Source organism: Desulfuromonas soudanensis (assembly GCF_001278055.1).
Taxonomy (GTDB): Bacteria; Desulfobacterota; Desulfuromonadia; order Desulfuromonadales; family WTL; genus Deferrimonas; species Deferrimonas soudanensis.
Window position 1 is genome coordinate 3,425,120 of the sequence record NZ_CP010802.1, and the last position, 18,639, is coordinate 3,443,758.

The window sequence follows — 18,639 nt, forward strand, 5'->3', positions numbered from 1 at the left end:
AAGGATAAAAAAACCCATGAAGGTCCTGATCATCGGCGCAGGTCAAGTCGGCTATTTTCTCTGCGAGCGGCTCTCCCTCGAGGGGCACGAAGTCACCCTCGTCGACCGCAACCAGGAGCAGCTGCGCCGCGCCCAGGACCGTCTCAACGTCCTGGGGATCTGCGGCAACGGCGCCAGCGCCGAGACGATGGAGCAGGCGGGGATCCAGGGGACGGACATCTTCATCGCCGTCACCGATCTCGACGAGGTCAATATCCTCGCCTGCCTTCTGGCCCGGGAATACGGGGTCAAGACCCGGGTGGCGCGGGTGAAAAGTATCGAGTACTCCGGGGGGGGCGCCCGCCTCTCCAAGGAAAAGCTCGGCATCGACCTGCTGATCAACCCCGACGACGCCGTCGCCGAGGAGATGGTCAAGATCGCCGGCCGCAGCGGCACCTTCGACGTCGCCGAGTTCGTCGAGGGGCAGATCCAGTTCCTCGGCTACCGCATCGCTGAAGGGAGCCCCCTGTGCGACCTGACCCTGCGGGAGCTCGGCGAGATCCGCGGCATGTACCGCTTCGTGGTCACCGCCATCGGCCGCGGCGGCAAGACCATCATCCCCCGGGGGGACGACGTCATCCAGGCCGGCGACAGCATCTTCATCTGCGCCCACCAGAAAGATCTCCCGGCGATCCAGTACCTCCTCAAACTCGAGGAGGAGGAAAAGCGCAAACGGCCACGGGTCTTCATTCTCGGCGGCGGACGCATCGGCTTGCGCATCGCCGCCGAGCTGGAGCGACAGCGTTTCGACGTACGCCTGGTGGAACGGGACGAGGCGCGCTGCGAAAAGCTCTCGGCCAAGCTCAATCGGTCGATGGTGATCCATGCCGAGGGGACGGACATCAGCACCCTGGTCGACGAAGGGGTCGAGGGAGCAGACGTCTTCATTGCCGTCACCGGCAGCGACGAAACCAACATCCTCTGCGGCCTCCTCGCCAAACAGCACGGCGCCCGGCGCTCCCTGATCCTGGTCAACAAACCCGAACTTCTCAACCTGGCGCCGACGCTCGGCATCGACGCCTGCATCTCCCCCCGGCTGGCCGCCGCCGGCGCCATCCTGCTGCATGTGCGCCGCGGCGAGATCCTCTCCCTGGCCACCATCGAGGGGAGCAACGCCGAAGTCCTGGAGATCCTCATCAAGAAGGAGAGCGGAATTCTCGGCACCCCCCTGCGGGAGCTGCGCTTTCCCGTCGGCGCCATCATCGGCGCCATCGTCCGCGGCGACAGTTATGAGATCCCCACCGGCGAAAGCGCCCTGCAGCAGGGGGACCGGGTGGTGGTCTTCGCCCTCTCCGGAGCCCTGGGCCGGGTGGAGAGGTTTTTTGAATAGATGAATGCCATCCTCACCCTGCGCATCCTCGGGGCGCTCCTCGTCTTCCTCGCCGCCGCCCTCCTCCTGCCGATCCCCTTCTCCTTCTACTACCGGGACGGCGCCGCCCTCTCCTTTCTCCTTTCGGCGGCCGTCTCCCTGGCGGTCGGCGCGGCGCTCCTGCTGAACTGCCGCAGCGACCGGGAGTTTTCCGTGCGCGAGGGGTTTGCCGTCGTCACCTTCGGCTGGCTCTTCTACGCCCTTTTCGGCGCCCTCCCCTTCGTCTTCTCGGGAGCGATCCCTTCCTACCTCAACGCCGTCTTCGAGACCATGAGCGGCTTCACCACCACCGGCTCGACCATCCTCACCCGGATCGAAGGGCTGCCGCAGAGCATCCTTCTCTGGCGGGCCCTGACCCACTGGCTGGGGGGGATGGGGATCATCGTCCTCTCCCTGGCGATTCTGCCGATGCTCGGCGTCGGGGGGATGCAGCTCTTCAAGGCCGAGGTCCCCGGCCCGACCGCCGATCGCCTCAAACCGCGCATCCAGGACACCGCCAAGCTCCTCTGGGGGGTCTATGTCCTGCTGACGGCCGTGGAGACGGTCCTGCTCATGGCCGGTGGAATGACCTTCTTCGACGCCCTCTGCCACTCCTTTGCCACCCTGGCCACCGGCGGCTTTTCCACCCGCAACGCCTCGGTCGCCGCCTACGACAGCGCCTATATCGACTATGTGATCACGGCCTTCATGTTTCTGGCCGGGGTCAACTTCTCCCTCCATTACTACGCCCTGCGGGGAAGAATCCGCGAATACTGGCGCAACGAGGAGTTCGTCTTTTACCTGCTGGTGACCTTCGGAGCCACCGCCCTCCTCGTCTTCTTCAACCACGGCACCGTCTACACCTCCCTGGCGGACAACCTGCGCTTCAGCGCCTTCCAGAGCACCTCGATCCTCACCACCACCGGCTTCGGCACCGCCGACTACGAGACCTGGCCGGTCATCGCCCAGTACCTGCTGGTCTTTCTCATGTTCATCGGCGGCTGCGCCGGCTCCACCGGCGGCGGGATGAAGGTCGCCCGCATCCTCCTCCTCTTCAAGCATGCCCAGGTGCAGATCTACCGCCTCATCCACCCCCGGGCGGTGCGCCTCGTCAAGCTCGGAGCGACCCCCGTCGATCGCGAGGTGATGCAGGCGATCCTCGGCTTTTTCGCGCTCTACATGGGAGTCTTCGTCGTCGCCTCCTTTTTGATGGCCGCCACCGGGATGGATCTGGTCTCCTCGGGAGGCGCGGTGATCGCCACCCTCAGCAACATCGGGCCCGGCCTCGGCACGGTCGGTCCCGCCGACAACTTCGCCCACGTCCCGGCCTTGGGCAAGGGGGTGCTGATCCTCTGCATGCTCCTCGGTCGGCTCGAACTCTTCACCGTCCTGGTCCTCATTTTTCCCTCCTTCTGGCGCAGGTAGGCGCGAACAGACCCCCCTGAAACGGCAAAAGGGGGAAGCCGCAGCCTCCCCCTTTTGCCAAATTTCCATCGAAAACCTGAATTTACCCCCCCTTGACCCGACAACCTTTCCCTTCCAGATACCGGCGGATTATTTCGCGCTGGTCCCCCTGGATCTCCAGTTCGCCGTCCTTGAGCGTACCCCCGGCCCCGCAGAGGTTTTTCAGCTCCCGCAGCAGCTCCTTCATTTCGGCGGCCGGAAGAACGAGGCCGGCCGCCACGGTGACCGGTTTGCCGCGGCGCTTTTCCAGGCGCAGCCGCACCTGCTGGCGCTGCGGCGTCATGACCGGCGCATCCTTCGGGCAGCGGCATTCGGAGGCAGAGCGTCCGCAGGCCGGGCACCCCGTTTCCAGGCTCCACCCCTCTCCAGCGGTGAGATGACGGGATTTAACAGCCATGGGACTAGCCGAGGGAGATGAAACCGAGCTGACGGCCGGTCAGGCCACCGTCACGGCGATAGGAAAAGAAGAGTTCGCGATGGCAGCAGGTGCACTCCTGGGCCGTTTCGATGCGCGCCGGGGCCAAGCCGGCTCCTTCGAGCTGCAACCGGCAGCTCTGCTGCAGGTCGAGCTGCCACTGCCCCAGAGCCACCTCCCGGGAGATCTCGTCCCAGTAGCCGCTCCCGGCGCGGAAGGCGTCGCGGACCGGCCGGTCGACTTCGTACTTGTGGGCGCCGATCCCCGGCCCGACGGCCGCCAGCAGATCGGCGGGGCGGCAGTCGAAACCGTTGACCATGGCCTCCACGGCCTTGCCGATGATCCCGAGTGCAGCCCCCCGCCAACCGACATGAACGGCGGCCGCAACCTGGCGCACCGGGTCGAAGAGGAGAACGGGGTAGCAGTCGGCGACCAGGACCCCGATCATGATCCCCGGCTGGTTGGTGATCACGGCATCGCATTCGACGGTCTGAAAGTGGGAGAAGTCGGGATTCTCCTCATCGATAACCAGAATGTCGGTGCCGTGGACCTGACGCACGGTGAGGAGGAGATGGGGGGGGAGATCGAAGGCCCGGGCGAAGGTGGAGCGGTTCCCCTCGACGTTGTACCGGGGATCTTCGGTATTGTAGCCGAGATTGAGCGAGTTGTAGGGAGGACGGCTGACCCCGCCGTTGCGGGTGCTGAACCCCGCCTTCAGGGGGGAGTCGGTGACCCAGGACGGCTGAAGGAAGTTGATCTTTGCCTGGCGTACGATCTTCATGAATCGGTGAACTCCTCGAATTCCGGCTTAATCCTGCGGCCGGTATTTGTTTTCCAGATAGTCGATGATTTCCTGCATGTCGGGAGGGAGCGGACTCTCGAACTCGAGATATTCGCCGCTGGCCGGATGGACGAACCCGAGAATCCGGGCGTGGAGAGCCTGGCGGCCGAGGGCCCGAATCGACTGGCGCAACCGGGTGTCGGCCAGGGCGGCGGAGCGTCCGGTATTGCCGTAGGTCGGGTCCCCGACGATGGGATGGTTCATTTCCGAGAAATGAACGCGGATCTGGTGGGTGCGACCCGTCTCCAGGCTGAGCTCGACCAGGGTCATCCGGTCCTGGTCGAAGCGTCGCAGCACCCGCCAGTGGGTCACCGCCCGCCGTCCGGCGCGCCCCTTGCTGCTCATTTTCTTGCGGTCGGTGGGATGACGGCCGATCGGCTTGTCGACGAGCCCCGTGTCCTGGGGCAACTGGCCGTGGACCAGGGCGACATAGCGCCGCGTAATGCTGTGGGCGTGGAATTGAGCGGCGAGGTGGTTGTGGGTGGCATCGTCCTTGGTGGCCACCATGACCCCCGAGGTCTCCCTGTCGAGGCGATGGACGATCCCCGGCCGCAATTCGCCGCCGATTCCGGAAAGGTCCTGACAGTGGAAGAGGAGAGCATTCACCAACGTCCCCTCCTGATGGCCGGGAGCGGGGTGAACGACCATTCCGGCCGGCTTGTCGACGACGATCAGATGGCGGTCTTCATAGAGAATGGAAAGGGGGATCTGCTGGGGGAGGGCCGAGGCCGAGGCGACCGGGGGGACGACAACGGTCAGAACTTCCCCCCCCTTGAGGCGTGCGCCGGCCTTGACCGGAGTCCCGGCGATCTCGACCCGCCCCTCGTCGACGAGCTTTTTCAGCTGCGAGCGGGTCAGGTCGGGGAGGACTTCGACGAGAAAACGGTCGAGCCGCTCGGAAGGGCGCCCGATATCAAAGATAAAACTATAAATATCCTCCATCTACCAGATAGAGCTTTCGATCTTCCCGGCCTGCTTGATCATGACGTCGACGATGGCACGATCGAAGAGATGGTCGCGGCTTTCGAGTTCGGGGGAAACCCGACTGTGAAAATGGTCGCGCCCCTCCTTGAGCTCTTCGGTGAGGATCTCGAAAATATTATCGTTCTTGATCCCCTCTTTGACCTTCTCCTGATTGTAGAGTGCAATGTCGGAGACGATCGCCCGCGCCAGCCGAAAGGCGAGGTCCGGGTTATCCACAAGCCTGGCCATGGTTCCTCCCTTGAAAACATAGGGTCAGCAGGTTGGATCGCTCCTGCCGTCAATCGCTGGCAGAGTAGCGAATAAATGGGGTTCTGTCAATTGTTCCGCATCCCTCCCAGGGATTCGACGAAGCGGAAGAGTTCGGAGTGGCCGCCGCGGAAATCACAGGCCCAGGCCCCCTGCAGGCGGTCGACCATCCAGGTGTCGACCAGATAGGTGGCAATCCCCGCCTGGCCGGCGCCGAGATCGTGTTCGGTGTCATTGCCGACCATCAGCGTCTCTTCCGGGGCGAGGCCGAGGCGGGCGAGAACGTCGTGGAAATAGCGGGGGTGAGGCTTGCAGTACCGGCTGTCGTCGTAGCAGGTGACGAGTTCGAAGGGGAAATCGGCGACTCCGGCCCAGGCCAGGCGCGCCTCGACGAGGGGCCGGGGAAAGACCGGATTGGTGGCGATGGCCACCTTGAGGCCGCGGGCGAAGCAGGCCGCAAGGATCGGTCGCGCCAGGGGGAGGGGGCGGACGAGGGAGGAAAGGCTCTGCAGGCCGTCCTGGCAGTAGGAAAGGAGGCGCTCGTTGAAGAGGTCGGCGCCGATACCGAGATGCCGCTCAATCCCCGACAGGAAGAGTTCCTCGTTGGTCACTGTCCCGTCGTCGCTGGTCAGCAGGGCAAAGGTCGTCGCCCGCACCACCTCGGCAAAGAGGCCGCGGGGGGCAAGATCGGCAAAGCAGGCGGAAAGCCCCCGGACATAGGCGGGGATGAACGTTCCCATTTCCACCTGCAGCAGGGTTCCGTCGAGGTCGAAGAGAACCCCCCTGATACCTTCCCGCCGATCTGCATCCACCCTCGTTTTCCTCCCCTTGAACTGCGACCACCCGGCAAGAGACCGGGAATGGCCAGAATAACACAGGACCGCCCGGCATCAGAAGCTTAATCTCCCCCGGCCCGGAGGGAATCGCTGCGGACAAAGGCCTTGACTTCAAATCCACGGCAGAGTAGAAACACTTGTAAAAACAGGGAGGTAACAAAACAATGGAAAACATCCGCGAGGAAGTCAAGGAACTGCAGATCGGCTTCAAGATCCGCCGCCTGCGCCAGGAGCGGCGGATGACCCTGCAGGATCTCGCCACGGCCACCGGCCTCTCCAAACCCCTGTTGTCCCAGATCGAAAACGAACAGGTCATTCCGCCCCTGGGGACGCTGCTGCGCATCTCCAAGGCCTTCCGGGTGGCCCTGCACACCTTCTTCCAGGAAGAAGGGAGCAGCGAAAAATGCATCCTGGTGCGCGCCGGAGAAAGTCGCCGCCTGCGCCGCGGCCGAAGCGGCAGTCAGGCCCAAACCCCCTACACCTATTATTCCCTGGCCTACGGCAAGAAACACCGCAACCTCGAGCCGTTTCTCATCGAGTTCGAGACCCGCCGCTGGCAGTCCGAGCTGCAGGTGAGCCACGAGGGGGAGGAGTTTCTCTTCCTTCTCGAGGGGGAGCTCGAATTCCACTACGGCGGCCAGGTGATGACCCTTGCTCCCGGTGACTCGGTCTACTACGACTCCACCGAGCCCCACGGCTTCATCGCTCCCGGAGAGGCGCCGACCCGGGCCGTCGCCGTCCTCTACTCGCGGGAGAACTGACCTTCCCCCCTTGACTTTCACCGCCACCTTTCTACTCTTTCCTGACGACCCATCCCCCATCGAACCCGGCCGAAGGCGGCCCGAAACCCATCCCCGACAGGAGGTCACCCATGGCAAAGGTAGGAGTCATCCTCTCCGGCTGCGGCGTCTATGACGGCAGCGAAATCCACGAATCGGTCCTCATCCTGCTGGCTCTCGACCGCGCCGGCGTCGAAGCGGTCTGCATGGCCCCGGACATCGAGCAGATGCACGTCGTCGACCACCTCACCGGCAATGTCGTGAGCGGAGAAAAGCGCAACGTCCTGGTGGAATCGGCGCGCATCGCCCGGGGGAAGATCCGCGACATCGGGACGGTCAAGGCCTCCGAGATCGACGCCCTCATCTTCCCCGGCGGCTTCGGCGCCGCCAAGAACCTCTGCAACTTCGCCGTCAAGGGGAGCGACTGCACCGTCGACCCCGAGGTGGCGCGCCTGGTCCGCGAAATCGTCGCGGCGAAAAAACCGCTGGCGGCGGTCTGCATCGCCCCGGCCCTGATCTCCAAAGTTCTCGGCGACGACAAAATCGCCCACAAGCTGACCATCGGCACCGACGAAGAGACCGCCCGGGCCCTGGAGAAAATGGGGAGCAAGCACGTCTCCTGCCCGGTGCGCGAATTCGTCATCGACAAGGAAAACAAGCTCGTCTCCACCCCCGCCTACATGCTCGCCGGACGGATCAGCGAGGCGGCAGAGGGGATCGAAAAGACCGTCAAGGCGCTCCTGGAGATGCTGTAGGAGTCTGTCGGATTTTCCATGGGATGAAAGTAAAGGCGGGCCGCTCGGCCCGCCTTTTTTCGTCTCTACAGGTCCCGCCCGGCAGGTGATCGCTCTCGGGGGGAGCAGAGAACCGCTCCTGTGTTAATCTCTTTTTGTAGTCCGGCACCACCGGAAACCCGAATCGCGGATGAGCTTGAACCGTTGCTCTCCGGGACGGAAGGAGCAGACAGAGAAATGTCGGTCAGGGAAGTGGACGGATATTTCGTCGGGCAGCGCGGCTGGATCGACGTTCTCGACAGCGCCGGGAAACGCAAACGCTACCTGGAAGGGGAAATCATTCGTCTCATCCCCACCCGGGATGGTCCCGTTTACGCCCTGATCGAAACCCGGATGGGCACAGGGGTCTATCGGCTGTGGTAACAGGCCTTCAGCTCTTCAAGATCAAGGCGCTCCGTCCCCATCGCCACGCTGCCGTCGTCCGTCCGCGGCCACTCCTCGCGCGGCCGGTCCCAGTACAATTCCAGGCCGTTGCCGTCGGGATCGTGGAGGTAAAGGGCCTCGCTGACACCGTGGTCGGCGGCGCCGTCGAGGGGAATGCCCGCGGCCTCCAGTCGGTGCAGGGCATCGGCGAGGGCGGCGCGGGTCGGATAGCGGAGAGCGACGTGATAGAGCCCCGTCGTGCCGGAGGGGGGCGGGGAACCGCCGCGGCTCTCCCAGGTGTTGAGGCCGAGGTGATGATGGTACCCGCCGGCCGACACGAAGGCGGCGCCGCTTCCCAGGCGCTGGGTCAGCTCAAAGCCGAGAACGCCGCAGTAGAAGTCGAGGGACCTCTGCAGGTCGGACACCTTGAGATGGACATGCCCGACGGTCACGCCGGGGTCGATGGGGCCGAAGATCGGACGCCCCCCTTCCTCGGCAGAAGTTGGGGTTTGGCTCATATCCCTTCACCTTTCCCTTCTTTTTCCAGATCCGCGGGAATATTCTTCAGGCGCCGGAGCGCACCGTCAGGACGGCGACGGGCGACCGCCGCACCAGACGTTCAGCGGTGCTGCCGACGAAGACCCGTTCGAGTCCGGTGCGGCCGTGGGTTCCGACGACGATGAGGTCGAAGGCCGACTGCTGGGCTATTTTGATGATCTCCTCGAAGGGATGCCCCATGACCACCTCGGTGGTGTAGGGAATCTCTTCGTCGAAGACCTCCCGGCAGAACCCTTCCATCTCCTTGAACGCCTGAATCTCCACCTCCCGCTCCAGCAGGGCCATCGACTCGGGCTGGATCCTGCTCTTGCGCCGGTCGGTAAACTCGCCGATGACGTGCAGCACGTGCACCTCGGCCCCGGCCAGCTTGGCCAGGGTCAGGGCATAATCGCCGGCCGGCAGGGAGCTTTCGGAAAAATCCGTGGCATAGAGAATTTTATTGATGGTTTTCATGAACGCATCCCCTCGACAGTGAATTTACGCAGTGGCAACGAGAGCCTGGTCACGCTTGTTCTTGCTGCGCTGCATGAACCAGACGAGGCCGACCAGAACGATGCCGGCGATGTCGGTGACGATGGTCGGCCAGTAGAGGAGGACCGTGGCCGGCGCCAGGAGCAGCCATTCGACGAGAGAGGTGCGGCGAATCCAATAGAACATCGTCAGCGAGGAAAAGGCGATGGTCCCGAGGATGGCCGAGACGAAACTCATGGTGATGCGCAGGGGGGTCGGCGTGATCTCGCCGCGCAGAAGAGAATCGCCGGGGCTGACCATCGCTCCGGGATTTTGCGTGATCTGCAGGACCCGGGCATTTTTTTCGGCCCGGACCTCCATGGTCTGGTCACCGGCCTGCAGAAGGGCGACGATATCGTCGGGCTGATACTCCCCCCCTTCCTGGGGATTGATTTTCAGGACGGTGGCAAAGGGAGCGCCGTTTGCCAGCTCGGGGACCTCGATGACGTTGAGTTTACCCTGAAAAAGAATCGACGGCGTGAAGGCGAAGAGGAGCGGCATGACATAGAGGAGCTTGGCGAACTTGAAGGCCGTCCAGCCGGTCTTCCAGGGATCGGAGCCGGCGATGGCCGCCCCGGCATAGGCGGCGACGCAGACCGGTGGAGTGATGTTGGAATCCTGGCTGAGCCAGTAGACGATCATGTGCGCACAGACGATCGGCACGCCGAAGGTGCCGAGGGCCGGGACGGCGAGGACGGCGACGATCAGATAGGCGGCCGTGACCGGCACCCCCATGCCGAGAACCAGAGACGCCAGGGTGATGAGGATCAACGCGAGGATGAGGCTGTCGCCGGACATGGTGATGATGATGTCGGAGAATTTGAGCCCCATGCCGGTCAGGGAGATGATGCCGACGATGATGCCGATGACGCCGACGGTGGCGCCGATGATCAGGGTGTTGCGGGCGCCGGTCAAGATCGCCTCCCAGATCTCCTTCGGCCCCATGCGGGTCTCTTTTTTGACCCAGCTGATGGCGATGCAGGAAAGGGTCGACCAGAAGGCGGAAAACCCCGGGGAACGTCCTATGATCATAAGGATCGTCATCAGGATCAGAGGGATGGAAAAGTACCAGTCGTTCTTCAGAACCGTCCGCCAGGGGGGAATGTCTTCATCGATCCCTTTGAGGCCGAGCTTGCTCGCCTCGAAGTGGATCATGCAGAAGACGGAGAAGAAGTAGAGGAGGGCCGGACCGACGGAGATCATCATGATATACGAGTAGGGGAGGCCGGTGAGTTCGGCCATGAGGAACCCCCCGGCGCCCATAATCGGCGGCAGGAACATGCCGCCGATGGAGGCGGCCGGCTCGATGGCTCCGGCGACGTGGGGCTTGAAGCCGGCCTTCTTCATCAGCGGGATTGTGAAGGCGCCGGTGGAGACGGTATTGGCGATGGCGCTCCCTGAAACCGAGCCGAAGAGGGCGGAGGCAATGACGGCGACCTTGGCCGGCCCGCCGGTGCTGTTGCCGGCGATGGCCAGGGGAAGGTCGATGAAGAACCGCCCGGCGCCGGATTTGTGGAGAAAGGCGCCGAAAAAGATGAAAAGGATGACGTAGGTGGCAAGGACGTTGGCCATGACGCCGAATACGCCGTTGGTGGTGAGAAAGAGGGCGGTGGAGATGCGCTCGATGCCGAAACCGCGGTGGGCGAGGATTTCCGGCAGATGAGGGCCGAAATAGGCGAAGGCGAGCATGGTGGCGCCGATGAAAGTCATCGACCAGCCGAGGACGCGCCGGCAGACCTCCAGGGAGAGGAGGACCCCGGCGACGCTGAGCAGGGCGTCGAGTTCGGTTTCGGCCCCGGCCCGATAGTTGAGAACCTCGAACTGGGTGATCCAGTAGACGACCGCGCCGCCGGAGGCGACGGCAAAAAGGACATCGCTGAGGGAGGGGACCTGCCTGGCCCGGGCCAGGATGGCGCGGTCGCAGAAGAAGAGCGCCACGGCGACGGCCAGGGTACCAAGCGCCAGGGGCCACAGGGAGGCGGAGGCGGTGAGCGCCGCACCGAGTCCTTCATCGCCGAAGGCCTCGCCGATCCCCATGAGCCGCTCGTGGAAGGTCGCCACGTCCGGGAAGACGAAGAGGATGGCGACGACGCAGGAGATGATGGCGCCGAGGAGGAGCCCGAGAAGGGCGCGGATCACCGGTCCGCCGGCGGGGTAGAGGAGAAAGACCAGGACGTAGGTGATGAAAACGTAAATCCCCAGATGGTACTGGGTGCCGACCGTGGTCACCCCCGCGGCATAGAAGTAAAAGAGGACCATGAAGGCGCCGAGGAGGGCGGTGACCCAGTGCCAGAAACCGGTGGGCGTTCGAAAGGACTTGGCGTCCTTTTCCATGAGCGCCTTGAGTTTTTTCTTCTCCTCGGCCGTCAGGCTGGCAATTTCATCCACATCTTCAGACATCGGGGTACTCCAGGAAACAGAAAAATTGCGCCCTGCCGGCCAGGGGGACATGCGAAGCGGGGCCGACGGCCCCGCTTCGATCGGGCATCAAGTGGGTTGATCTGATCCTTATTTGAGTTCCTGGCTCGAAGTCAGGGTCAGCCCCTTTTCCTTCCAGAACTTGGCGGCGCCCTTGTGCAGGGGGGTGACGATGCCGTAGTTGCCGTCCTTGACCTTCATCGACCGGGCGGCCTTGGTGACGCTGGCCATATAGGCGAGCCCTTCGTCGGAGAAGATGTCCTTCAGGGCGGCATAGGCCACCCCTTCCTTGACGTGCTTGCCGGCCACCCAGATGGCCGAGTCCTGCACCGACTGGACGTCATAATCGACGCCGCTGTAGGTCCCGGCGGGGATCGTCACTTCGGTGTAGTAGGGGTTCTCCTGGAAGAAGCCCGCCGCCTTGGCGGCCTCCACCAGACTGAGGAGCTTGATCTTGTTGCTGGCCGCGGCCTGAATGATGGAGGAGTTGGGGAAGCCGGCAAAGACCCACATGGCGTCGATCTTCTTGTCCCCGAGAGAGGAGGCGGCTTCGCTGTAGCCGATGTACTCCACGTTCATCTTGTCCCAGAGCCCAAGGGAGGTGAAGTAACGCTGGGCGCTGGCGGCGGCGCCCGAACCGGCGGCGCCGACGGCCACCCGCTTCCCTTCCAGTTCCTTGACGGCCTTGATGCCGCTGTCCTCGAGAACGACGAGGTGGGCGGGAGCTCCGTAGAGATAGGCCAGGGAATGGACGTTCGTGTATTTCTTCGTGTCGTTGGTCAGCTTGCCGTTGGCGCCGAGAAAGAGGTCGCCGGCGTAGACGATGCCGAAGTCGGCATCGCCGGAATTGACGCGGCGCAGGTTTTCCACCGAACCAGCCGAGGCCATGTTGGAGACTTCGACGTCAGGGATGTTTTTCGACAGGCGACTGGAGATGGCGTTGGAGAAATACTGGAAGGTCCCGCCGTCGGGACCGCCCGAGAAGGCCAGGCGGCTTTTCGCGGCGAGGCCGTCCCCGGGAGACGCCAGCAAAGCGACGAAGGCAAGACAACCGGCGGACAAAAGGATACTCTTCAATCTGCTCATGTTAGCACTCTCCTCTTTTGGGGTGACGGATTATAGAACGTCGATCTAAAAATAATAGATAGATAATATCGCAAAGAGAGCGCATGTCCATGGCTGCATTAAAGAGAAGGGCGCGGAGGCGGTTTCTTTCTGCGGTCCAGCGGGGAAGCCGAAGGGGTCAAGAATCAAGAATGGTGGCGGCGACGCCCCCCGAAAGACTGAGGCCGTCAGGACGCTCCGTCGCTGTAGGCTGTCCCCGCGAATTGAATGAGGCAAAAACCATGACCGAAGGGATCGGAGAAGGTTATGCATTGAGACCCCCTCCATTCCACGCACTCGCTTTCCTGTCTCGCGCCGGCGCTAATCGCCTGCTTCGCCGACTCCCCGATGTCGTCGACAACAAAATCGAGATGCACCGGAGTCCAATGCCGAAAGTAATGGCGCACTGCACCGATGCAACGGCCCGGAACCGACCCGGGGGCGCTGGCGAGAAGATAAATTATCGAAGAGGCGCCCGTGAGCTCGGCCACATCTTCATCGAGGAGGCGGTGAAGTTTGAGACCCAGGGCCTCGCAATAAAATTTTATCGCCGGGGCGAGTTCCGGCACATCGATGTTCACCACCATGCGCATGGGGTCTGCCCCTTGGAAAAAGCCGTAACGCCGTTGCCGCCCCTTTCACCTCGGCGGGCACTGTATGCTCGATTCTACCCCGCCTGATCCTTTTTCTGCTGCCCGCCTGCGTTGCCTCTTTCCAGGTTCTCCCTGACTCTGAACCGAACAATTTCACTTATGAGAGCATAGGGTATCGGCTCATTCAGGGGGAATTTCACCGAGCCTTTTGCTCCTTTAAAGGCGGAGAGTTCCTTTTTGAATCTCTCAATCCCTGTCGGTGTCGGATAGAAACCGATGTGCTTCTTGAAGGCAGCAAAATGTACAAGACTGCCCCCCAGGGTGAATGTCGGAATGCGATAGGTGATTGTCTCCTTCGCCTCTGGCGCAGCCGTCTGGATCGTTATTCTTATCTTTTCAAGGATTTGTTGAACATCCTGCGGAAATGCGGAGATGTACTCGTCGATCGTCCTCGGTTCTGTGCAGTCAGTCTGCATGTCAGGTCCTTCGTCACTCTCCGAAAGTGGCCTCATTTGAAATCGAGGGGTCAATATTTCGCCGCTTCCTGCGCCCGCTGGTAGCTCTCGCTTGCGGCGCGGTAGTTCGGCACCAGTTCGTTGTAGAGCGCTCCCCATTGCGCGGCGTCCGGCCGGTTCCAGGTGCGCTGGAACTCGCCCATCACCACATTGGTGGTCACGGGGATGATCCCCGCCTGCGTGAGGCGTGCCAGGGTGGTTCGCGAGGCCATCTCGCTGGGGTCGCCCGAGGCGTCGATCACGGCGTAGACCTTGTAGCCGTCGGCCTTGGCCTGCAGCGCCGGGAAGGTCACGCAGACGCTGGTCCAGACGCCGGCCATGACGAGCGTCTTGCGCCCGGTGGCTTCCACGGCCTTGACAAAGTCGGCGTTATCCCAGGCGCTGACCTCTCCCTTGCGCGCCACATACTTGGCGCTCGGCGCGGCGGTCGCCAGTTCGGGCATGAGCGGGCCATTGGGACCGTTGGGTTCCGACGCGGTCGTGATGATCGGTGCCTTGGCGTGTTCAGCGACCTTGGCAAGCACGACGGTGTTGGCGCGCAGTTCGGCGACGGGGATGTCCTTGACGGTCTGGAACAGACCGGTCTGATGATCGAGCAGAAGCAGGACCGTGTCATCGGGATCGAGGAGGACCTGGGAGGCGGCCTCGCTGGGTTGGCGCGAGAGGCCCTGAATCACTTTACTCTCGGCTCCCGCCTCGGATATGGGGATGACCTGGGCCGCAATCAACAGGAGGGCGGCATTCAGGGTCAGGAAAAATCCGATTGTCTTCATGGTTGGCTCCTTTCAAGGGTTGATGTGGTTCTGAGACGAGTGTGCCACACTGTTCCCCACTGTCAATTTCTGGACTTCCACCATTGGCAATGGGGATTTCCAACGAAGAATGCCCTGTTCAGCAATACTCTAAATTATCCCTGCATCCCGGAAATTTTACTGTTGCCCTTCGATGACTCCGCATGTAAAAAACATGTTTTTCTCAGCCTGGAATCATCGCTGCAAATTCCTTTTCGACCTGCTTGGGATTCTTCTCCAAACCGAGATGTACACCCTGCGACATCGGGTCGGGAAAAATGTCCTCATCGCCGTTCTCCAGCCCCCTAACAATTGCCGCGGCAACCTGATCCGGCGTGGTTTTGGGCATCTCTTGACCGGCGGTCATTTTCGTATCCACCGGCCCTGGATATACACCGACCACCAGAATATTCCGGGCCGCCAGTTCGGCGCGCAGTCCTTGCAGGAGTGAATGGCCGGCAGCCTTGGAAGCACAGTAGGTCCCGTTTACCGGCAGGTTGACCAGACCGATGATCGAGCAGACGTTCACGATTGCCCCGCCGCCTCGGGAGGCCAACAGCGGTGCAAATGCCCGGCACATGCCCAGGGTGCCGAAGTAGTTGACTTCCATCTCTTCCCGAGCGCTTTCCATTGCAGTGGGCGCCATAAACCACGCACAGCGATTGACCCCGGCGTTATTGATCAGCAGATCCAGATCCCGGCACTGCTCCGCTGCCGCTGCGACGCTGGATGGGTCGGTAATATCCAGCTGAACGGCAACGACCCTGCCACCATGCTGTTGAACCAATTCTGCGACTGCGGCGGTTGTACGAGCTGCCGCATAGACCTTCGCGGCCCCCTTGTCCAGCAGCGCCTTGACCAGAACCTCGCCGATGCCGCCATTGGCACCGGTCACCACTACGACTTTATTCTCCAGCTTCATACCCTCTCCTTTTTTATCTTACTGTTAGCAGTTTTCCGGACCGGTCTCCCGTTCCAGAGTTGATCGTCGTGCGTCCTTGTCCTTTGAGGTTATCAATCGGAGCAGGCGGCATTTTACGCTCCGTGAGGCGGCCTGATGTGTCAGGCCAGGTCAAAAAGGAGCACTTCCGCCTTTTCACGGCCGGTAACAAGCAACTGACTTTCGTCGCTGACGGCCGCCCCGTCTCCCGCTTCCAAATGGTGGCCGTTCATCTCAACACTGCCGCGAGCCACCTGCAACCAGGCATGACGGTGTTTCGGCACATGATGAATCACCTCTTCGCCGGCCTCAAGCAGGGCTGCATACAGGTTAACGTCCTGTTTGATGGTCACGGACCCGTTACGGCCGTCTGGCGAGGCGATCAGCCGCAGGTTTTTCCGCTTCTCCTCGTCCGGGAAGAAGGTCTGTTCATAGCCGGGCGTTACCCCTTTCTTTTCCGGCAATATCCAGATCTGGAGGAAATGCACCGGTTCCGACCCGGAATGGTTGAACTCACTGTGGGTGATACCGGTGCCGGCACTCATGCGCTGCACCTCGCCGGGGCGGATGACCGAACCGTTGCCCATGCTGTCCTTGTGTTCCAGCGCACCTTCCAGGACATAGGTGACGATCTCCATGTCACGGTGGGGGTGGGTCGGAAAACCTTCTTTCGGTTGGACCCGATCCTCATTGATGACCCGCAACTCTCTGAAGCCCATCTGCTTCTGGTCGTAATAGCCGGCAAAGGAAAAGGTGTGGTAGGTATTCAGCCAACCGTGATCGGCATGTCCCCGTTCCGTTGCTTTTCGTATGAGTAGCATTGTCGTGACTCCTTTATTGGTAACGATCCGGATCGATCGTCCGATGTATTGTTTTGTTGAAATCACGCAGCAGTCGATAGGTTATCCCCCAGAGAGGCGGTCCTTTATCATCAACTCTCACTGCGGGGAATCTTCTTTTTCGGTTCCGAAATGTGAAATCCACCTGTGAACGACGGGCCGGGTTGACGAGCTCTCGGACAGGAACCCAGAAAGCGTCGGCAATTTCGTTCTGGGCCAGGTGCAATGCAGGATGGTGTTTTATTGCATAGATAAAGCAGGAGACAACGATCTGCAACCCCCCGGGGGCAATGTCGCTGAGACGACCCAGATAGTGACCCGTGGAAAGATCGAGCCCGATCTCTTCCCGTGTCTCCCGCTCGGCGGTCTCTTTAAGGCTCCCGTCACCGCTCTCGGTTCTCCCCCCCGGAAAGCCGATCTGCCCTGACCAATAGTCGTTTTCATTGGTTGAGCGCTTGACGAACAGGATGTTCAATCCGTCGGACCGCTCCTTCAGGACCAAGGCGACTGCGGCGTGTGCGCGCTCCCCCGGCTCAATGATGCGAACCGGGTGGCTTTTAAGAGCAGTGCTGATCTGTTGAATCTTGGTCACGGTGCTGGCTCCTCAGGACTTATGGGCGATAAGGCGGTCCAGCGACCAGCGCCCGCCACCGGCAATCACCAGGGCCAGCGCCATACCGATGACCAGCAGATGATACTCGAACCCCTCACCGGCCTGCGTTCCGAACCAGTTCATGAAAAAACCGTACTTCACATGGCCCATCAAGGCGGCCACGCCGATGGTTGCACCTATGCCGAAGGCAGCAACCCGGGTAAAGAGTCCTGCGATCAGTCCCAGCGCACCAAATGATTCTGCCAGTACCGCCAACAGGGCAAAGAGGTAAGGGATGCCCATGGTCTCGGTAAAATGGTGCATGGTTCCGCTAAAACCATGGCCACCGAACCATCCCAGCAACTTCTGGGCACCGTGGGGAAACATGACCACCCCCAGAGTCACGCGCAGGGTGGTCGTGGAAAAATCATCTTTTGTCGCAAGTAGTTTGTTCAGCATCGTTCCTCTCCTTCGAGGTTTGGCTTCCGACCGGACAACAGGCTGAAGACCGGGAGGAGAGGGAAACTGCCTCCCGGCCTTGACAGATAGCAGGTGACCTTACTTCTTCATCATCTCGATTTCCAGGGTGATTGTGATTTCATCGCCCACGGCCACCCCGCCTGTTTCCAGAGCAGCATTCCAGACCAGGCCGAAGTCCTTGCGATTGATCTTGGTCGTGGCCGTCGCGCCCTTGCGGATAACGCCCCAGGGGTCCTTGCTCTCTTTGGTCGGCCCGTCAACATCGAGAACGACTTCCCTGGTCATGCCATGAAGTGTCAGGTCGCCAGTAACTTCCAGGCGGTCCTGACCGGCCCTGGCAACTTTTTTCGAAACGAAGGTCATTGCTGGAAATTTATCGACATCGAAGAAATCAGCGCTGCGCAGATGCTCATCCCGTTTCGGGACGTTGGTGTTGATCGAGTTGGTATCAATGCTGATTTCCACCCTGGACTTGGTGATATCCTTGTCGTTGATCTCAACGGTGCCGGTATGCTTGTCGAAACTCCCTTTCACATTGGATATCATCAGGTGCCGGACCTTGAAGCCAATATTGGTATGGTCGGGGTCGATAGTCCAGGTTGAGGCGAAGGCAAAGGCAGGGAGGGCCAGGGCGATAATGGTGCTGATCGATACGACGATGTTTTTCATGACGTTTCTCCTGTGGTTTGAATAATGGTTTGATATTGAACTATTGGCCTAAAAAAAAGCTGCTCCTCTACGACCCTCCTTTCGTTCCCAGTTTTTTGCACAATCGGCCAAGTAACTCCTGCTCCTTCTCGTCCAGCGATGCCATTTCCGCAACGATTTTAGTTTCGACATCGGCAAAGACTGTGGAAATCAGAGATGTCCCGGCGGCAGTCAGGTGAATGGTCAGATACCGACGGTCCTCGTTGTCGCGCTCCCGTCGTACCAGACCCCTTTTTTCGAGGTTGTCGATCACCAGGGTGATATTGCCGGCACTCTTGAGAATCTTGGCGGCGATGTCACGCTGGCATAAAGGCCCTTTGTGGTATAAAGCCTCCAGCACGCCAAACTGGCTGAGGGTCAGCTTTGGTTCTGCCAGGATCCGATGTGCCCTGCTGGTGACGGATTCTGCCGCACGCATCAGCTTGGTGTAGGTATTCAGGGCTCTGTATGTTTCTTTACCTGCAGTTTTCATCTGTCAGAAC

23 protein-coding genes are annotated in these 18,639 nt (G+C 61.3%); 5 read left to right on the plus strand and 18 right to left on the minus strand.

Translation table 11 applies throughout. The features are described from left to right. Nucleotides 1-16 precede the first annotated feature (16 nt). Entirely contained in the window at nt 17-1,369 is a 1,353-nt protein-coding gene (trkA, locus tag DSOUD_RS15250; RefSeq protein WP_053551818.1) for a Trk system potassium transporter TrkA, read from the plus strand. After that, a complete protein-coding gene (locus DSOUD_RS15255) occupies nt 1,370-2,812 on the plus strand; it encodes a TrkH family potassium uptake protein (protein WP_053551819.1) in 1,443 nt (480 codons plus the stop codon). A gap of 82 nt (nt 2,813-2,894) precedes the next feature. Here the strand turns inward: DSOUD_RS15255 and DSOUD_RS18040 are convergent, their stop codons facing one another. The 5 genes from DSOUD_RS18040 to DSOUD_RS15280 all read right to left on the minus strand — a co-directional run bounded on the left by DSOUD_RS18040 (nt 2,895) and on the right by DSOUD_RS15280 (nt 6,149). Further along, on the minus strand, nt 2,895-3,248 hold the full coding sequence (locus tag DSOUD_RS18040; RefSeq protein WP_082351316.1) for a translation initiation factor: 354 nt from the start codon (nt 3,246-3,248) through the stop codon (nt 2,895-2,897). A 4-nt stretch (nt 3,249-3,252) separates the two neighbouring features. Continuing rightward, nucleotides 3,253-4,047, minus strand: a complete 795-nt coding sequence (gene pgeF / locus DSOUD_RS15265) for a peptidoglycan editing factor PgeF (protein WP_053551820.1) — start codon at nt 4,045-4,047, stop codon at nt 3,253-3,255. A 27-nt stretch (nt 4,048-4,074) separates the two neighbouring features. Beyond that, the gene (locus tag DSOUD_RS15270) at nt 4,075-5,049 is read right to left on the minus strand and encodes an RluA family pseudouridine synthase (protein WP_053551821.1); all 975 of its coding nucleotides are present in this window, start codon (nt 5,047-5,049) and stop codon (nt 4,075-4,077) included. Further along, the gene (locus DSOUD_RS15275; protein WP_053551822.1) at nt 5,050-5,319 is read right to left on the minus strand and encodes a hypothetical protein; all 270 of its coding nucleotides are present in this window, start codon (nt 5,317-5,319) and stop codon (nt 5,050-5,052) included. 86 nt (nt 5,320-5,405) lie between these two features. Continuing rightward, entirely contained in the window at nt 5,406-6,149 is a 744-nt protein-coding gene (locus DSOUD_RS15280) for an HAD family hydrolase (protein ID WP_053551823.1), read from the minus strand. Nucleotides 6,150-6,337: 188 nt separating this feature from the next. On the opposite strand from DSOUD_RS15280, the gene DSOUD_RS15285 reads away from it, so the two are divergent. From DSOUD_RS15285 to DSOUD_RS15295, 3 genes are all read left to right on the plus strand, one after another. Further along, a complete protein-coding gene (locus DSOUD_RS15285; RefSeq protein WP_053551824.1) occupies nt 6,338-6,934 on the plus strand; it encodes a helix-turn-helix domain-containing protein in 597 nt (198 codons plus the stop codon). Between the two features lie 110 nt (nt 6,935-7,044). After that, the gene (gene elbB / locus DSOUD_RS15290; protein ID WP_053551825.1) at nt 7,045-7,707 is read left to right on the plus strand and encodes an isoprenoid biosynthesis glyoxalase ElbB; all 663 of its coding nucleotides are present in this window, start codon (nt 7,045-7,047) and stop codon (nt 7,705-7,707) included. Nucleotides 7,708-7,923: 216 nt separating this feature from the next. Continuing rightward, complete coding sequence (locus DSOUD_RS15295; protein ID WP_053551826.1) at nt 7,924-8,109, plus strand: hypothetical protein; 186 nt, start codon at nt 7,924-7,926, stop codon at nt 8,107-8,109. Here DSOUD_RS15295 and DSOUD_RS15300 read toward each other — a convergent pair. The 13 genes from DSOUD_RS15300 to DSOUD_RS15360 form a co-directional block, all read right to left on the minus strand. Then, entirely contained in the window at nt 8,094-8,627 is a 534-nt protein-coding gene (locus DSOUD_RS15300; RefSeq protein WP_082351318.1) for a VOC family protein, read from the minus strand. The genes DSOUD_RS15295 and DSOUD_RS15300 overlap by 16 nt on opposite strands. Before the next feature lie 46 nt (nt 8,628-8,673). Beyond that, nucleotides 8,674-9,120 carry a universal stress protein gene (locus DSOUD_RS15305; protein ID WP_053551827.1) on the minus strand — a complete coding sequence of 149 codons (447 nt, stop codon included), beginning with the start codon at nt 9,118-9,120 and terminating at the stop codon, nt 8,674-8,676. Nucleotides 9,121-9,144: 24 nt separating this feature from the next. Further along, nucleotides 9,145-11,577 carry a TRAP transporter fused permease subunit gene (locus tag DSOUD_RS15310; RefSeq protein ID WP_053551828.1) on the minus strand — a complete coding sequence of 811 codons (2,433 nt, stop codon included), beginning with the start codon at nt 11,575-11,577 and terminating at the stop codon, nt 9,145-9,147. 108 nt (nt 11,578-11,685) lie between these two features. Then, nucleotides 11,686-12,681: a TAXI family TRAP transporter solute-binding subunit gene (locus DSOUD_RS15315; RefSeq protein ID WP_053551829.1), complete on the minus strand. Its 996-nt coding sequence runs from the start codon at nt 12,679-12,681 to the stop codon at nt 11,686-11,688. A 206-nt stretch (nt 12,682-12,887) separates the two neighbouring features. Next, the gene (locus DSOUD_RS15320; protein ID WP_053551830.1) at nt 12,888-13,292 is read right to left on the minus strand and encodes a VOC family protein; all 405 of its coding nucleotides are present in this window, start codon (nt 13,290-13,292) and stop codon (nt 12,888-12,890) included. A gap of 74 nt (nt 13,293-13,366) precedes the next feature. After that, complete coding sequence (locus DSOUD_RS15325) at nt 13,367-13,768, minus strand: iron chaperone (RefSeq protein WP_053551831.1); 402 nt, start codon at nt 13,766-13,768, stop codon at nt 13,367-13,369. A 50-nt stretch (nt 13,769-13,818) separates the two neighbouring features. Next, nucleotides 13,819-14,481 carry an isochorismatase family protein gene (locus tag DSOUD_RS15330; protein ID WP_053552416.1) on the minus strand — a complete coding sequence of 221 codons (663 nt, stop codon included), beginning with the start codon at nt 14,479-14,481 and terminating at the stop codon, nt 13,819-13,821. Nucleotides 14,482-14,782: 301 nt separating this feature from the next. Continuing rightward, nucleotides 14,783-15,520 (minus strand): SDR family oxidoreductase, encoded by a 738-nt coding sequence (locus DSOUD_RS15335; RefSeq protein ID WP_053551832.1) that lies wholly within the window; start codon nt 15,518-15,520, stop codon nt 14,783-14,785. A gap of 140 nt (nt 15,521-15,660) precedes the next feature. Further along, nucleotides 15,661-16,359 carry a pirin family protein gene (locus DSOUD_RS15340; RefSeq protein WP_053551833.1) on the minus strand — a complete coding sequence of 233 codons (699 nt, stop codon included), beginning with the start codon at nt 16,357-16,359 and terminating at the stop codon, nt 15,661-15,663. 13 nt (nt 16,360-16,372) lie between these two features. Further along, a complete protein-coding gene (locus DSOUD_RS15345; protein ID WP_053551834.1) occupies nt 16,373-16,969 on the minus strand; it encodes an NUDIX hydrolase in 597 nt (198 codons plus the stop codon). Nucleotides 16,970-16,981: 12 nt separating this feature from the next. Next, nucleotides 16,982-17,428: a DoxX family protein gene (locus tag DSOUD_RS15350; RefSeq protein ID WP_053551835.1), complete on the minus strand. Its 447-nt coding sequence runs from the start codon at nt 17,426-17,428 to the stop codon at nt 16,982-16,984. 99 nt (nt 17,429-17,527) lie between these two features. After that, nucleotides 17,528-18,118, minus strand: a complete 591-nt coding sequence (locus tag DSOUD_RS15355) for a YceI family protein (protein ID WP_053551836.1) — start codon at nt 18,116-18,118, stop codon at nt 17,528-17,530. Between the two features lie 67 nt (nt 18,119-18,185). After that, complete coding sequence (locus DSOUD_RS15360; protein ID WP_053551837.1) at nt 18,186-18,629, minus strand: MarR family winged helix-turn-helix transcriptional regulator; 444 nt, start codon at nt 18,627-18,629, stop codon at nt 18,186-18,188. Between the last annotated feature and the right edge of the window lie 10 nt (nt 18,630-18,639).

What these genes read in the sequence shown, in the direction of transcription:
- trkA (WP_053551818.1), top strand. Translation starts at nt 17, where the DNA reads ATGAAGGTCCTGATCATCGGCGCAGGTCAAGTCGGCTATTTTCTCTGC.
- DSOUD_RS15255 (WP_053551819.1), top strand. Translation starts at nt 1,370, where the DNA reads ATGAATGCCATCCTCACCCTGCGCATCCTCGGGGCGCTCCTCGTCTTC.
- DSOUD_RS18040 (WP_082351316.1), bottom strand. Translation starts at nt 3,248, where the DNA reads ATGGCTGTTAAATCCCGTCATCTCACCGCTGGAGAGGGGTGGAGCCTG.
- pgeF (WP_053551820.1), bottom strand. Translation starts at nt 4,047, where the DNA reads ATGAAGATCGTACGCCAGGCAAAGATCAACTTCCTTCAGCCGTCCTGG.
- DSOUD_RS15270 (WP_053551821.1), bottom strand. Translation starts at nt 5,049, where the DNA reads ATGGAGGATATTTATAGTTTTATCTTTGATATCGGGCGCCCTTCCGAG.
- DSOUD_RS15275 (WP_053551822.1), bottom strand. Translation starts at nt 5,319, where the DNA reads ATGGCCAGGCTTGTGGATAACCCGGACCTCGCCTTTCGGCTGGCGCGG.
- DSOUD_RS15285 (WP_053551824.1), top strand. Translation starts at nt 6,338, where the DNA reads ATGGAAAACATCCGCGAGGAAGTCAAGGAACTGCAGATCGGCTTCAAG.
- elbB (WP_053551825.1), top strand. Translation starts at nt 7,045, where the DNA reads ATGGCAAAGGTAGGAGTCATCCTCTCCGGCTGCGGCGTCTATGACGGC.
- DSOUD_RS15295 (WP_053551826.1), top strand. Translation starts at nt 7,924, where the DNA reads ATGTCGGTCAGGGAAGTGGACGGATATTTCGTCGGGCAGCGCGGCTGG.
- DSOUD_RS15300 (WP_082351318.1), bottom strand. Translation starts at nt 8,627, where the DNA reads ATGAGCCAAACCCCAACTTCTGCCGAGGAAGGGGGGCGTCCGATCTTC.
- DSOUD_RS15305 (WP_053551827.1), bottom strand. Translation starts at nt 9,120, where the DNA reads ATGAAAACCATCAATAAAATTCTCTATGCCACGGATTTTTCCGAAAGC.
- DSOUD_RS15310 (WP_053551828.1), bottom strand. Translation starts at nt 11,577, where the DNA reads ATGTCTGAAGATGTGGATGAAATTGCCAGCCTGACGGCCGAGGAGAAG.
- DSOUD_RS15315 (WP_053551829.1), bottom strand. Translation starts at nt 12,681, where the DNA reads ATGAGCAGATTGAAGAGTATCCTTTTGTCCGCCGGTTGTCTTGCCTTC.
- DSOUD_RS15320 (WP_053551830.1), bottom strand. Translation starts at nt 13,292, where the DNA reads ATGCGCATGGTGGTGAACATCGATGTGCCGGAACTCGCCCCGGCGATA.
- DSOUD_RS15325 (WP_053551831.1), bottom strand. Translation starts at nt 13,768, where the DNA reads ATGCAGACTGACTGCACAGAACCGAGGACGATCGACGAGTACATCTCC.
- DSOUD_RS15335 (WP_053551832.1), bottom strand. Translation starts at nt 15,520, where the DNA reads ATGAAGCTGGAGAATAAAGTCGTAGTGGTGACCGGTGCCAATGGCGGC.
- DSOUD_RS15340 (WP_053551833.1), bottom strand. Translation starts at nt 16,359, where the DNA reads ATGCTACTCATACGAAAAGCAACGGAACGGGGACATGCCGATCACGGT.
- DSOUD_RS15350 (WP_053551835.1), bottom strand. Translation starts at nt 17,428, where the DNA reads ATGCTGAACAAACTACTTGCGACAAAAGATGATTTTTCCACGACCACC.
- DSOUD_RS15355 (WP_053551836.1), bottom strand. Translation starts at nt 18,118, where the DNA reads ATGAAAAACATCGTCGTATCGATCAGCACCATTATCGCCCTGGCCCTC.
- DSOUD_RS15360 (WP_053551837.1), bottom strand. Translation starts at nt 18,629, where the DNA reads ATGAAAACTGCAGGTAAAGAAACATACAGAGCCCTGAATACCTACACC.